At 42.6% G+C, this 12,654-nt stretch carries 16 protein-coding genes and 1 pseudogene; 7 read left to right on the forward strand and 10 right to left on the reverse strand.

Annotated features, from left to right (window positions below):
• Positions 1 to 119: 119 nt before the first annotated feature.
• Positions 120 to 656 carry a PEP-CTERM sorting domain-containing protein gene (locus RM347_RS25600; RefSeq protein WP_322719498.1) on the reverse strand — a complete coding sequence of 179 codons (537 nt, stop codon included), beginning with the start codon at positions 654 to 656 and terminating at the stop codon, positions 120 to 122.
• Positions 657 to 1,078: 422 nt separating this feature from the next.
• Between RM347_RS25600 and RM347_RS25605 the strand changes: the two genes are divergently transcribed.
• The gene (locus RM347_RS25605) at positions 1,079 to 2,281 is read left to right on the forward strand and encodes an argininosuccinate synthase (RefSeq protein ID WP_322719542.1); all 1,203 of its coding nucleotides are present in this window, start codon (positions 1,079 to 1,081) and stop codon (positions 2,279 to 2,281) included.
• 68 nt (positions 2,282 to 2,349) lie between these two features.
• Here the strand turns inward: RM347_RS25605 and RM347_RS25610 are convergent, their stop codons facing one another.
• Positions 2,350 to 2,979 carry a DedA family protein gene (locus RM347_RS25610; RefSeq protein WP_322719499.1) on the reverse strand — a complete coding sequence of 210 codons (630 nt, stop codon included), beginning with the start codon at positions 2,977 to 2,979 and terminating at the stop codon, positions 2,350 to 2,352.
• Between the two features lie 487 nt (positions 2,980 to 3,466).
• On the opposite strand from RM347_RS25610, the gene RM347_RS25615 reads away from it, so the two are divergent.
• Positions 3,467 to 3,820 carry an STAS domain-containing protein gene (locus RM347_RS25615; protein ID WP_322719500.1) on the forward strand — a complete coding sequence of 118 codons (354 nt, stop codon included), beginning with the start codon at positions 3,467 to 3,469 and terminating at the stop codon, positions 3,818 to 3,820.
• A gap of 483 nt (positions 3,821 to 4,303) precedes the next feature.
• Here the strand turns inward: RM347_RS25615 and RM347_RS25620 are convergent, their stop codons facing one another.
• Both RM347_RS25620 and rpsF read right to left on the reverse strand, forming a co-directional pair.
• Positions 4,304 to 4,864: an Npun_F5560 family protein gene (locus tag RM347_RS25620; protein ID WP_322719501.1), complete on the reverse strand. Its 561-nt coding sequence runs from the start codon at positions 4,862 to 4,864 to the stop codon at positions 4,304 to 4,306.
• Between the two features lie 244 nt (positions 4,865 to 5,108).
• Entirely contained in the window at positions 5,109 to 5,459 is a 351-nt protein-coding gene (gene rpsF, locus RM347_RS25625; RefSeq protein ID WP_322719502.1) for a 30S ribosomal protein S6, read from the reverse strand.
• A gap of 398 nt (positions 5,460 to 5,857) precedes the next feature.
• Here rpsF and RM347_RS25630 point away from each other — a divergent pair, with 398 nt between their 5' ends.
• Entirely contained in the window at positions 5,858 to 6,631 is a 774-nt protein-coding gene (locus RM347_RS25630) for a fumarylacetoacetate hydrolase family protein (RefSeq protein ID WP_322719503.1), read from the forward strand.
• Between the two features lie 3 nt (positions 6,632 to 6,634).
• On the opposite strand, the gene RM347_RS25635 is transcribed toward RM347_RS25630, so the two are convergent.
• Positions 6,635 to 7,111 (reverse strand): Tic20 family protein, encoded by a 477-nt coding sequence (locus tag RM347_RS25635; RefSeq protein WP_322719504.1) that lies wholly within the window; start codon positions 7,109 to 7,111, stop codon positions 6,635 to 6,637.
• 81 nt (positions 7,112 to 7,192) lie between these two features.
• Complete coding sequence (locus tag RM347_RS25640) at positions 7,193 to 7,390, reverse strand: hypothetical protein (RefSeq protein WP_179065660.1); 198 nt, start codon at positions 7,388 to 7,390, stop codon at positions 7,193 to 7,195.
• A 58-nt stretch (positions 7,391 to 7,448) separates the two neighbouring features.
• On the opposite strand from RM347_RS25640, the gene RM347_RS25645 reads away from it, so the two are divergent.
• The 4 genes and pseudogenes from RM347_RS25645 to RM347_RS25660 all read left to right on the forward strand — a co-directional run bounded on the left by RM347_RS25645 (position 7,449) and on the right by RM347_RS25660 (position 11,642).
• Positions 7,449 to 7,625 carry a hypothetical protein gene (locus tag RM347_RS25645; protein ID WP_322719505.1) on the forward strand — a complete coding sequence of 59 codons (177 nt, stop codon included), beginning with the start codon at positions 7,449 to 7,451 and terminating at the stop codon, positions 7,623 to 7,625.
• A 363-nt stretch (positions 7,626 to 7,988) separates the two neighbouring features.
• Positions 7,989 to 8,334 (forward strand): annotated as a pseudogene (locus tag RM347_RS25650) (hypothetical protein); the annotation flags it as partial.
• A gap of 416 nt (positions 8,335 to 8,750) precedes the next feature.
• Positions 8,751 to 11,330, forward strand: a complete 2,580-nt coding sequence (locus RM347_RS25655; protein WP_322719543.1) for a hypothetical protein — start codon at positions 8,751 to 8,753, stop codon at positions 11,328 to 11,330.
• 201 nt (positions 11,331 to 11,531) lie between these two features.
• Complete coding sequence (locus RM347_RS25660; RefSeq protein ID WP_229486813.1) at positions 11,532 to 11,642, forward strand: photosystem I reaction center subunit VIII; 111 nt, start codon at positions 11,532 to 11,534, stop codon at positions 11,640 to 11,642.
• Between the two features lie 222 nt (positions 11,643 to 11,864).
• Here RM347_RS25660 and RM347_RS25665 read toward each other — a convergent pair whose 3' ends face one another.
• From RM347_RS25665 to psbE, 4 genes are all read right to left on the reverse strand, one after another.
• Positions 11,865 to 11,984, reverse strand: a complete 120-nt coding sequence (locus RM347_RS25665) for a photosystem II reaction center protein J (RefSeq protein ID WP_012411803.1) — start codon at positions 11,982 to 11,984, stop codon at positions 11,865 to 11,867.
• A gap of 70 nt (positions 11,985 to 12,054) precedes the next feature.
• Positions 12,055 to 12,177: a photosystem II reaction center protein L gene (locus RM347_RS25670; RefSeq protein WP_012411802.1), complete on the reverse strand. Its 123-nt coding sequence runs from the start codon at positions 12,175 to 12,177 to the stop codon at positions 12,055 to 12,057.
• Between the two features lie 8 nt (positions 12,178 to 12,185).
• Positions 12,186 to 12,323, reverse strand: a complete 138-nt coding sequence (psbF, locus tag RM347_RS25675) for a cytochrome b559 subunit beta (RefSeq protein ID WP_015115279.1) — start codon at positions 12,321 to 12,323, stop codon at positions 12,186 to 12,188.
• 9 nt (positions 12,324 to 12,332) lie between these two features.
• Positions 12,333 to 12,581, reverse strand: a complete 249-nt coding sequence (gene psbE / locus RM347_RS25680) for a cytochrome b559 subunit alpha (protein ID WP_012411800.1) — start codon at positions 12,579 to 12,581, stop codon at positions 12,333 to 12,335.
• Between the last annotated feature and the right edge of the window lie 73 nt (positions 12,582 to 12,654).

Genomic DNA, 12,654 nt, shown 5'->3' on the forward strand with positions numbered 1-12,654 from the left:
AGTTTGAATCACAGATGCACACAGATAATTTATCTGTGTGCATGATTTGTATAATCACCAAGCCAAACCGTTTAGCTGAAAGCTGGTTAAAACTTCAGAGACTGACTAAGTACAGTATGTCATTTTTTCTTGCGTTTGAGGCATAACCCCATAACACCAGCGATCGCTATACCAGCAACAGTCATAGGTTCTGCTACAGACTGACTCTTAGAGTAACTTACTGTACCCACCTGTGTTGTAGACAATAAGTCAGCACTCAGAATGCTATAAAATTTTGTTCCTCCTGTATTTGGATTAACTGGATCATTCCCAATGAAAAACTGATCTTCAACCAAATAGCTCAGTCCTAACAGGTTGCCATTTGTAAAGCTGACTACAGGAGATGATGGGTAATCAAAATCACTTGCCTCTGTATACTGAGTACCCAAGTAGTCAAACAAAATAGATAATCCATTGCTAACGCCTAGAGTTTCCTCACCTGTACCGGTTAAAGTCGAGTCATCATATTGAAAAGAGCCGAAATACTGACCGGGATTATCGCCAGATGTCGCATTCACACTGAAACCATAATTAACCAAGGCAGCTTGCGTCGGTTTAGCAACAGCAGCAACCGCGATCGCAATAGCAGCAATGCCAATATTTTTAGCTAATTTCATCAGAAAATGCTCCGAAGCTCAAAAATTAATTATTCTGTAATTTCACTTAAATAAACTTTCAACCTCTGTATAGAGGTTAAGAAATAACAAACAAAAGATGATCTTCGTTAAATCTTCAAGTTTGTCAGCTATATATAAATTTTGTGTAAACTTATTTCAATATTTACAGCAGGTTATGTTGCTATTTGAAGCTGATTATCAATAATTCTTCAAAGCAAAAAATATTTTGCGTTAAATAAAAATATTGAGACGTTCAAAAGCAGATCAAAAATATTTATGTGCAAGCGATCGCTTTAGAGACAAACTTTGATCAAAATTCTGAATTGTAACTCCTCTGATCGCTTGTTGCATGAAGAAAATATATATGGATAAGTTTAGATATAATAATGACTCATTCTTTGTTTTCCCAACTGGAGAAATTAATGGGTCGCGCCAAAAAGGTTGTCCTGGCATATTCTGGCGGAGTGGATACCTCAGTTTGCATCCCCTACCTCAAACAGGAATGGGGTGTAGAAGAGGTGATTACCCTAGCAGCAGATTTAGGTCAGGGAGATGAATTAGAGCCAGTCAGAGAAAAAGCTCTGAAATCGGGTGCAAGTGAATCCCTTGTGGCGGATGTCAAAGACAGCTTTGTTAAAGATTACGCCTTTGGAGCGATTCAAGCCAACGCCCTTTATGAAAATCGTTATCCTCTAGGAACTGCCCTTGCCCGTCCACTGATTGCTAAGGTATTGGTAGAAACTGCTGAAAAATATGGTGCTGATGCGATCGCTCACGGTTGCACCGGTAAAGGTAACGATCAGGTTCGCTTTGATGTTTCTGTTACCGCTCTGAACCCCAACTTGAAGATCCTCGCACCAGCCAGAGAATGGGGGATGAGCCGTGAAGAAACTATCGCTTATGGTGAAAAGTTTGGTATCCCCTCACCAGTCAAAAAATCCTCTCCCTACAGCATTGACAAGAATTTACTTGGTCGTAGCATTGAAGCTGGTTTACTCGAAGATCCGTCATTCGAGCCACCAGAAGAAATTTATGAAATGACCAAAGCGATCGTTGACACTCCCAACGAGCCAGAGTACATCGAGATTGGTTTCCACTACGGTATTCCGACAACCCTCAACGGCATAGCTAAAAAACCAGTTGAGCTAATTGAAGAACTCAATCATCTGGTAGGAAATCACGGCATCGGACGGATCGATATGATTGAAAACCGTCTGGTGGGTATCAAATCGCGGGAGATCTACGAATCACCCGCGATGTTAGTCCTAATTCAGGCACATAGGGATTTAGAAAGCTTGACGTTAACGGCAGATGTCACCCATTACAAGCGTGGGATTGAAGAAACTTACAGCCAAATCGTTTACAACGGTTTGTGGTACAGTCCACTCAAAGTTGCACTCGATGCTTTTATTCAAAAGACACAAGAGCGAGTCTCTGGAACTGTGCGAGTGAAGTTGTTCAAGGGCAACTCTACGATAGTTGGGCGTTCAAGCGATAATTCCCTTTATACTCCCGATTTGGCAACTTACGGAGCCGAAGACCAATTTGACCACAAAGCCGCTGAAGGCTTTATTTACGTTTGGGGACTACCGACTCGCATTTGGTCGCGGCAAGTTAGAGGTTAGGAAGATGAGGGGGACAAGGTACAATTTTCTCCCTCGTCTCCCCCTGCTAGCTCATCTTTCCACTTCGACTACTCTTCTGCTGCACCCTTAACTTGGCGAGACTCTAGCCACAGGGGCACAATAATTAAGGCAGCGAGGATCAGTAACGCTGCGATCGCAAATTGACCCACCCAAGCAACTAGTTGTTCTAAAGAGACAATTTTGCCAGCAAAAAAAGCCAATGTCACCATCAAACTAGCCCAAGCAACTGCTCCTAACAAGTTGTATAAAAAGAATTTTCCAAAAGGCATTTCAGCTATACCAGCTAGTGGTGCAGCAAAAACTCGTAATAATGCTAAAAAACGTCCAAAAAACACTGCTTTAGCAGCATTTTGACTAAATTGATCTTTAATATTCAGTAGCCGCACTTCCGAAATCCGAAATATGCTACCAACTTTTACCAGAAAAGACCAACCGCTAACTCTACCAATCCAATAGCCACAAGTGCCACCAATGACAGCACCCATAATTGCGTCACCGAGAACCAGCCAGAAATTTAGTTCATCGCTGCCAGCTAGAAACCCGCCTACTAAGGTCACGGTTTCACCAGGAAGGGGAATGCCTAAATTTTCTAGCAAAATTCCCAAAAAAATTGCCCAATACCCGTACCTGTGAGCAACTTCCTGGATATTTTCTAGTGAAATCAGCTCTAAAGACATTCCGCACCGCCGTCTTTACAAATTTTTACTTTTACTATATCTTTGCTTGTTTTTGGGTGGGGTGTCAATCAAACCAATACATAGAGTCATTAAGTCATTAGTTTAATACTGAATAATCCATACCTTTTAGTCTATGGTAACTATTAAATTTTGACTATTAACTATGCAGTTTTTGGAATTGCTACCACAAGTTCATATTTATTAATAAAAAATTAAAAAATTTATAGAAAATTTATAAATATCTGTTTAAATTGTGAAAATCTTGTAAAAGATACGCTTGATACCGAAATTGTTAGGCGCTTATGCCTATATTGATGAAAGTTATCACAAATTATACGACATGAATACTGAAACAATCCCTCTCAACTGCACGACTGCAATTGCCCAAATATCTGGGTAAAACCGTCATTTTCCCGTTGAGAGAGAAGAAGTATTGATGTCTTTTTTCAATTTTTTTGTCAAGTGTACCAATTACCCTGTTAAATTCATGGCTCTCACACAAGAAGTTCAAGTAATTTTGTTTAAACCCCAAGGAAGCATAGATTTGGAAGGCGGTAAGGCTTTAAGTGAACAGATGGCTGAAGTATTGCCTCAAGCTCATCAACTCTGGGTTATCGACTTAGCAGAAGTTAATTTCATGGACAGTTCTGGATTAGTCCCTTTAGTAAAAGGGTTAAAAGCTGCACGTCAGAGTGGCTGCCGTTTGGTTTTATGCAACGTGCAAGCTCCTGTACGGTTAATTTTGGAACTTACCCAACTAGATACAGTGTTTGAAATTTTTCACACTTACCAAGATATTTTTACCACCATCGAAGATAACAGTCTGGTGCTAGCAGGCTAGCTAATAAATCTACCTTTAGAACGATGGTGGAGTCAAGTAATTTTTGCATTTTTTCACATTCTCCAAGATAACAGTCTGGTGCTAGCAGGCTGATATTCTTTTTTGTATAAAGAAGAATGCTTATGAAAGCTTATGCTTTTGAGCTAAGTAGTATGAATGGCAGATGAATGAATCTGCTCGTTGGAAGCCATCTACCTAAACCAGTAAAGTATGAAATGACCAAAATTGGTCAAAGCAAATGCAATTATTTGTGACACTCCCCAGCCTTTCTAGGATAGGGCTTTTAAAATTACTCTGAGCTAATTCCTCTATGTCGTACGTAAGTACTACAAGGAAGCAGGAGGTAAGAAAGGTTAGAATATCAATCTTTGCGTTATTTATAACTCTATAGTTATTTTTGCCTTGATTTACTACTTGGATGTCTCCAAGATCCTTTGCTGCACCAATTTCTTACCTCTTAAATATTCCACCATAATGCTAATTTTAGGCATTCTGGGGAGTCGAAATGTTAGTTTGTTCTGATGCTGGGCGGGGAAAATTTGGCAAATCAATGCCGCTGTGACTAGCATTGCGAGTCTTGAGTGCTAAACGGTAACTCACACTTTGCAGTTCTGCTTGTAGTTGGCGGTTTTCCCTTTGTAGCATTGCCACCTTTTCTCTCACTGGCGTCATCCGCTCCTCAAATTTCCGACGGTAAATTTGAGGCAACTCTTGTACTACTTGCTCTAACATCCGAGTGCGATCTGTGAGTTCTTGGACTGACTGTCGCAATTGGTAAATTTCGGAGTCACGAGTAGTAATTTGCTCTTGGTAGAACGCCACCTGTTGCTCTACAGCTTGGAGTTGTTCTTGTAAAGCGTGTAATTGGGTCAGATCGCGCTCAAGCTCCGGCTGCTGGGGCATAAAACTAGTATTACCCTTTACCAGCCGGAAAAGTTCTTGAGATAGTTGTTGAACTAATTGATCGCGAAGTTGCAACTCTTGGCGTAGCTGCGATACTTCCGTAGAGAGAACTTGAATATTGGGTGTATCAGATTGGCTCACAGTAGCTTACAGCTCCCATTCAGAATCTTGTCCACTCTTAGGTATAACTGCGGGAGTACTACCTTTGGCAAGTATTTGTTAATTTAGCATTCCCAGACAAGTCACGAGAAAAGAAAAAGACAAAATTTTATTGAATGGGAGTGGGGATTGGCAATTGAAAAGAGGCAGAGGGGTGCTCTTAGCAGAGGGGAAAACTCTGCTCCCTTGCTTCTTCCCCAGTTACCAGTCCCTAGTCTCCAGTCCCCTAGACCGTTGCTGCCACTTTAGTGGGTTTTTCCTTTTCTTCTTTAGGGGGTTTTTCCTCTTCAATTTCCTGCTTAATTGTCAAATAGCGAATCACTTCTTCACTCAAGCGCATGGCGCGTTCAAAGGGGGCGATCGCAGTTGCAGGCGCAGTGTAGTTTAACTGGATGTAGATACCATCGCGGTGTTTTTTGATTTCATAAGCGAGACGACGCTTACCACGATTTTGAATTTGGATATCCTCAGCGCCTTGATCGCGAAGCAAATTCTGATATTTAGTAATTGCTTGCTCTGCCTGTTCGTCTCCTAGGTCAGGACGCAGGATGTACATTGTTTCGTAACTTGTAGTCATATTTTTCAGTTTCCTCATGGACAAAAGTGGCTGCTGATGTTAATTTATACATGCTTTTCATTAAAAATGACAGTATTAATCAACATCTGAAGCAACAAGGAACTATAATCTTACCAGTTTTCAATTTGAATCATTAGCCAAATCGCCGAAGTTTGGATTTTTTGCATATCCCTAATGAAAACTAAGTCGGGAGGCGACCCCGATATTTCTTTAGCAAGTAAGAATCCAGTTTTGGTGCTCGCCAGCAAATTATTCAAGCTACCAGCTTCGCCAACGGGTATCTTTTCCTAAGGGCATCTATAGCGATCGCTTTTAGGCTCAAGGCTCAATCAAGATAACTGAGGATTGCTACCTGCTCACAGCTTCTAATCGCAGATAAAAGGATATTCATCAAGGTTATGGCGCAGCGCTATGTGCGAATTCAAAATCAAGAAGGACAGATTTTCTATGGGTTACTACAACTATCCCTCAACGTCCAGGTGCTAGATGCTCCGCCTTGGTTACAAGGACAACCCACTGATTTAACTTTGACACCAGAAAATTACCAAATTCTAGCTCCCTGTGCTCCCTCAAAAATTGTGGCAGTGGGTAAGAATTATGCAGATCATGCAGCGGAAATGGGAACTCCTGTACCTTCTGAGCCACTAATCTTTCTCAAGCCACCTACGTCTATCATTCCATCGGAGAGGGAAATTAAGTATCCTCCCCAGTCACAAAGAGTTGACTACGAAGGAGAGTTAGCATTAGTGATTGGCGATTATGCCTTTGAATGTACACCAGAGGTAGCCCAAACGAAGATTTGGGGCTACACTATCGCCAATGATGTAACAGCGCGGGATTTACAAAAACGGGATGGTCAATGGACGCGAGCCAAAGGTTTTGATACTTTCTGTCCCTTGGGGCCTTGGATTGTGCGGGAATTAAATCCAGGAGCGAGATTGCAGACTTTTGTGAATGATGACGCCAATCCAGTCCAATCTGCTTGTATCGATCAGATGGTATTTTCGCCCGATGTTCTCGTTTCCTATATCAGTCAGGTTATGACGCTACTACCCGGTGATTTGGTGCTTACAGGTACGCCGGAGGGTGTAAATCCATTGCATCCAGGCGATCGCGTCCGCGTCGAAATTGAAGGTATTGGTCGCCTGGAAAACACCGTAGCGCCCCGTTAACTTCTAACGCACTTGCATATACACTGCATCGGAAATCGCCGGAATTTCTGCATAACGTCCGCTCACAGACTGGATGACTGAATATGCAACTGCTCCCACTATGCCGATAAAAATAGTTGTGGATAGGGTTTGAATTGCAAAACCACCAGCGGGAACTAGTCCTACAACATCAGTTAGGATACCAAACAAAAAGATAATGATGTCCAAAAGGATTGCTTGCATGGTGTTGAAACGAATAAAGTGACTAATTTTTTCGTTTCTCACTACCAGCAAAAATAAAGCAAAGAAAATAATCATTCCTGCATAACGCACGCCGTAGTAAATATTTAACAATGGCACAAGTGGCAGAAACAGCAGTTGGAGCGGTGGGAACTCTGAAAGCAAATATCTACCAAATACAAAAACCTCGATTAGAGGAAGCAAATAAGGCAAGGAAGCAAAAATCCGATCTGAAACCGTTGTAGACCCGCGCCAAGACATTATGCGTTCTCCTGTGGTTAAATTTTAATAGTTACTTGAGCTTAGGATAACGCAGTTGCTTGGTCTTGCTGACAAATTCAACTATTCTATATGGGCGATGCGAAAGCCCATCATGCACTCATACTGGTCTGGCTGCTGTTGAGTAAGTTTGCGAATGGCTTGACCACAGCGCAGTTGACCTCCACGCCAACGGGGTTGACCGCTCCCGTCAGCGAGTAAACAAGACTGGCAAACTTGCTCAGGGGCAAGGATTTGATCGTCCATTAAAATGACTAGCATCCAATCCCTCCTGTAAATCCTCATTGTCACCCACATTTCACTCAGGGGAGGACACACTGTGTGGCGGTTCAAGCCGCTTCAGGTAGATTGGATGCGTTTTGCGCGGTTAAGTGTTGTGATTTGCGATGGACTTTGCGCCCGCCGTGGGCGATCGCAGAAGACACTTAAGAGCCACATCCTACCTCTTTGTAGCAAAAATGTGGGCAATCACAATTTAATACAAATTGTCAAGTGAATCTTAATTTATTGTACGTTGTGTCTATTGCAATTTGAGTATTTTAGTAAAAAATAATACAAAAATCTTTGCACGAAGTTGAGCAGAGACAGCTCATGCTATCTATTACATCCCTGTTAATTTAGCACTGGAGAGTGTCAAACTTAATATTCAGAAAACAACAAAAGCTTTATGCATAAGCAACACAGCGACCCATTGAAATTTCCTTGAGGTGACTAGTTAAAGCCAGAAAAGTTAAGTAAGTAAAACTGAGTTAACTTGATAGCCATTTAAGTGAGGCATTTATAAAATACTGAGGTAAACTTGCAAGCAAGTTAATACACAATATTACTCAGCGGCTCGTCGGTCTGGGCATCACTCACAATGGAACACTGGCAATTTCTGATACAGAAACAAGGCGCTCGCTCGTGGCATATCCTAGAATCGCCAAATTTGGAAATTTTGGAAGGACACTATAGAGTTTTGGCTCGTTCTAACCTTCCTAATACAGACGTGGAAGTGCGGGTAACTCACTCTTCAACCCAGGAAGTTCAACCAACGCGGCGAATTTTCAAGCGATCGCGTCGCACTAACTCAGAAGGCTTAATGGCGGTAATTCCTTTTACCTACTTCCAGGCGGGAGTTTGGGAACTGCGCTGTTCTGGCGATTTGATGTCGGATCTGCTCGGTAAATCTTGGCAATACAATGTTCAACTGCAAGTCTTGTCTCCGGTGGCAGAGGAGGAAGGGGAGCAGGGGGAGAATGTAGAATCAAATTCACCCGATCACCCAACTACTGTTTCTGAAAACTTGGAAGGCACTACTTCAGCAGAACCCGTAATTACGTTTGATCGAGCGATCACTGTTTCCACAGAAATACACAACAACCTCACTACCACTGTTCTGCCAGATCAAGGGTACTCAGAATACATTGCTCCAGCAGAACCCGTAATTACGTTTGATCAAGCGATAGCTGTTTCCACAGAATCGGCAATTACTACAGATAGCAACCCCGCTACCAGTGTTCTTCCAGAAGGGAACTTGGAATACACTCCTCCAGCAGAACCCGCAACTACGCTTGATAAAGCGATCGCTGTTTCCACAGAACTGGCAATCACTAAATACAGCAACCCTACTAACATTTTTGTGCCAGATGAAGGAAACTTGGAATGCACTGCTCCAGCAGAACCCGCAATTACATTTGATCAAGCGATCGCGGTCTCTACAGAATCGGCAATTACTACAGATAGCAACCCCGCTACCAGTGTTCTGCCAAATGAAGAGAACTTAGAATACACTGCCCCAGCAGAACCCGTAATTACGTTTGATCGAACGATCGCTGTTTCCACAGAACTGGCAATTGCGACAGACAGCAACCCTGCTACCAGTGTTATTCCAAAAGGGAACTTGGAATACACTGCTCCAGCAGAACCCGCAACTACGCTTGATAAAGCGATCGCTGTTTCCACAGAACTACACAGCAACCTCACTACCAGTGTTCTGCCAGATGAAACGGAAGAAGATATAGTTATCGATGAGCCTGTAAGTCCTGTGTGGCTCAAAGGTGAGACGGCAGAGCAGATTTTACAAAATTTAATAGATTTAGCTTTACCCACATCTGAACCCCTACCCAAAGATGAAAAGATTACAGATTCTCCAGCAACAAAACTACCGCCACCACTACTGCTAACTTTAAGTCAGGATACTTACATTGCTCGTTGGGGACAAGCTGTTAGAATCAATGGGCATATAGAACTCAAAGAAAAGACGAATCTAGATCAGGCTGAAACATTATCCCCAGAATGCCTGCGGGCACTTGAACTAGGAATTGAACTGCGATCGCCTAATAACTCGAAAATTTTGACCCAGGTGCGGCAACCTTTACCAGACCAAGAGTTGCCCTTCACCATCAATACCTCAATTGGTATTCCTGCTGAGTGTGAATCCAAGTTAATTTTGGCAGATATCAGTTTGTATGGTAGATTCGCCGATGCTGGTGAAGTCATCCAGTTAGCCAGCCATTCGTTCACCATTACAGCAGATGTAACGGAATTACTGGCAATCACAGCCGCAGCAAAACCCAGTACATCCTTAAATGACCCCATAGCACCATCGGACTCATCTGCTGCTTTCACAGAACCAGAAGCACCTGTTAGGCTCGATTTGAAACTATTCAATCTGGTCAAGATTCCAAAAACAGACCAGTCACAGATACTTAATCCATCCCCAAACACACCCCTACCACCGCAAATTAACCTACAAGTTCTGCGAGAAACTACCCTGCGGACATCTAAGCTCAAGAATTCAGGCACTTCCCCTCAATTGCCGAAACTGCCCCCTGTTCAAACAGATGTCAACATTCCCACAGATGTTATTGCAGAACCCCCTATACAGGAGGAGCTTCTAGAAAAGGATGCCACTATAGCTGCCATCAACTTGGAGCAGTTGGTCATCAAGCAACGTCGAATGCCAATACTTGACACTACTTTGCCATACTTGAAACGGCTACAAGCTTTGCCAGATGATTCAGAAGAAGTAAAAGACAATATCACCCCAGATGCATTAGAAGTTCAAGGGGCTGAAGACTTCCCGCAGTTGGACGCAATTGTAGATGAAGATGAAAATACACCTGAATTAGTAGTCAGTGATGCACCATCTCAGAAAAAATCTGTTGCTGAGTTAGAAGCCCAGCAAAATCCACAATTCCAGGAAGAATCTGTTGCTGAAGTAGAAGCCCAGCAAAATTCACAATTCATTACAACAGGCAACCTTTACTCATCTCCTCTACTCAGGAAGTGGATGCAGAGCCAAGGATACTCGTTGCCTGAATCCATCAATGATCTGCAACTTCAAGATTACGATAACTATGTTCCAGCACAGCAGATGCCCCTTTCTCTTAGTGCAGAAAATGCGAATGTTGATGTCAATTTGCCGTTAAACCTAGATACCAACACAGAGAAGAATTTGAGCGAAGGTTGGAACCACTCAGAACTTCTTCTGGCAAAGACTCACAACGAACAGGGGACATGGGAAGAAGCCCAAAAGCTGTCTTCCGAACTAGGGAATTTTGGAGAAGATTTAGACACAGCAAAGGAAGCCGATCTGGGGATAGAAGAAAATACGGAAATAGAAAAAGTATTAGAAGAACCAGCACTCTCATCGGCTCTGTTAACACAACTACCGCCCCCCCCTCCTCCGATAAAAATAAATATAGCGTCAGCTTGGTTGGCTCAAGAAATTGTTGTAGATGATACATATAGTGAACTGGAAGCTGATGCAACGAGGAGTTACCCTTTTGAAGAAGAGGAGCAACCACTGTTAGATTCATCCCCTTCCTTACCTATAATTGCGGCAGCCACTGAGCCTTTGCCAGTTCCATATTTGTATGTGCCAGAAGGCGAACTAATCGCTGGTAAATCTGTCATAGTACGCGTAGTACTGCCTGAAGTACCTCCGCAAGTTGTTGTCAAGTTATGGCTTGAAGATTATCAAACTCGCTGGTTACTAGATGGTCCCCATTTATTGGCAAATTTACTACCTAATGCATCGGGAGCGTTGGAAGTGATGACGCAATTAAACATTCCCTTTGGCTGTTTAGAAATTCGCTTGGAAGCGATCGCACTTGATCTGACAACCCAACAAGAGAGTCACAAAGTCACAATAGTGCGAACTGTGATTCCTCCAGACTTGCCGAACTTGCAACTAGATGAACTCTTGGGTATGTGATAGTGAACTGCGAGTAAAAATAGTTACTTAAAGATAAGGGTAAAAGGAAGTATTACTCAAAAAATCTTCCCCCGCTCCCCACTCTTTGCTCCCCACTGCCAATATTAGCTGTGTTAAAAATATGAAAGAATTTCAAAAATTTGGCAGGATTTGCAGTAAGCTCATTTTGAATTGTAGTGTTATTTAACAGGAACCTTTACTATGGCAGCCTCCTTTTTGCCTTCTATCTTAGTTCCCATCATTGGTTGGGTTTTACCAGCAGTGACCTTCGCGTTTCTATTTTTATACATTGAAAGAGACGATATTGGCTAATGTAGTCATCAGTCAGTAGTCATTTGCAAAACACAAATGACATAGACGCGCTAGCGGCTACTCTTCGAGTTCTCCAACGGAGTACCCGCAGGGTAGGACAAAGGACTATTGACCAAAATTAATACCGCCTATCTCATAGAGACAGGCGGTTTTTTTAAGGTTGATTTCTCAACAAATGCTAGAAAATTCTAACTTATAGTGTTCGGTTCAAACTAACTAATGTTAAATCGAAGAACCGAGTCCGGCGTAGGCACCATAAAAGAAAATGCCCAAGACTGTAATTATACCTAAGCCTGCGATCGTAGCGACGACCCACAGGGGAATTCTCCCACTTCCAGACACAGCTTCTCTCCTCCCTTAACAACAAATCAACACACGTTCAATAAACAAAGATTAACAACAGTAGTTCCAGTTAGTTAAAGAAGTAACTGGAAAACAGAATCCCCAGAACGAAAACTAGTAGTAGTCCCAGGTATAGCGAAGTCCGGTTTAGTTCAACCGGCTGATTATTGGGATTGGGCGATCTTTCTACCATAATTGCTCCTAACGTTGAATAAATTGCATTGCGGCGATCGCGCCCAAAAAGAATACAGTTGGTACACCTAAGGTGTGAACTGCCAGCCATCTAACGGTAAAAATTGGATAGGTAACTGGTTGATTGATGTTATTGCCGCTAGTCATGATCTCAAACTACTTTCCGATAAATTGTTCAACTTGTTTTTTAGCTTCAAAACGGTTCTTCACAATTGGCACTTCTTGCCGCGCTGGTGTGAAATACTCGTTGGGGCGGGGTGTGCCAAAGGCATCATAAGCCAGCCCGGTGCTGACAAATAGCCAACCGGCAATAAACAATGCCGGGATGGTGATGCTGTGAATTACCCAGTAACGAACGCTGGTAATGATGTCCGAAAACGGACGTTCTCCAGTGGTACCTGACATTTAGCTCCCTACCTTATACATAGAGTGTTATTGAGTTTATTATCCTACAAAGTTAAGAAAGAGTTACAAGTTA

It is taken from the genome of Nostoc sp. ChiQUE02, assembly GCF_034531305.2.
GTDB lineage: Bacteria > Cyanobacteriota > Cyanobacteriia > Cyanobacteriales > Nostocaceae > Nostoc.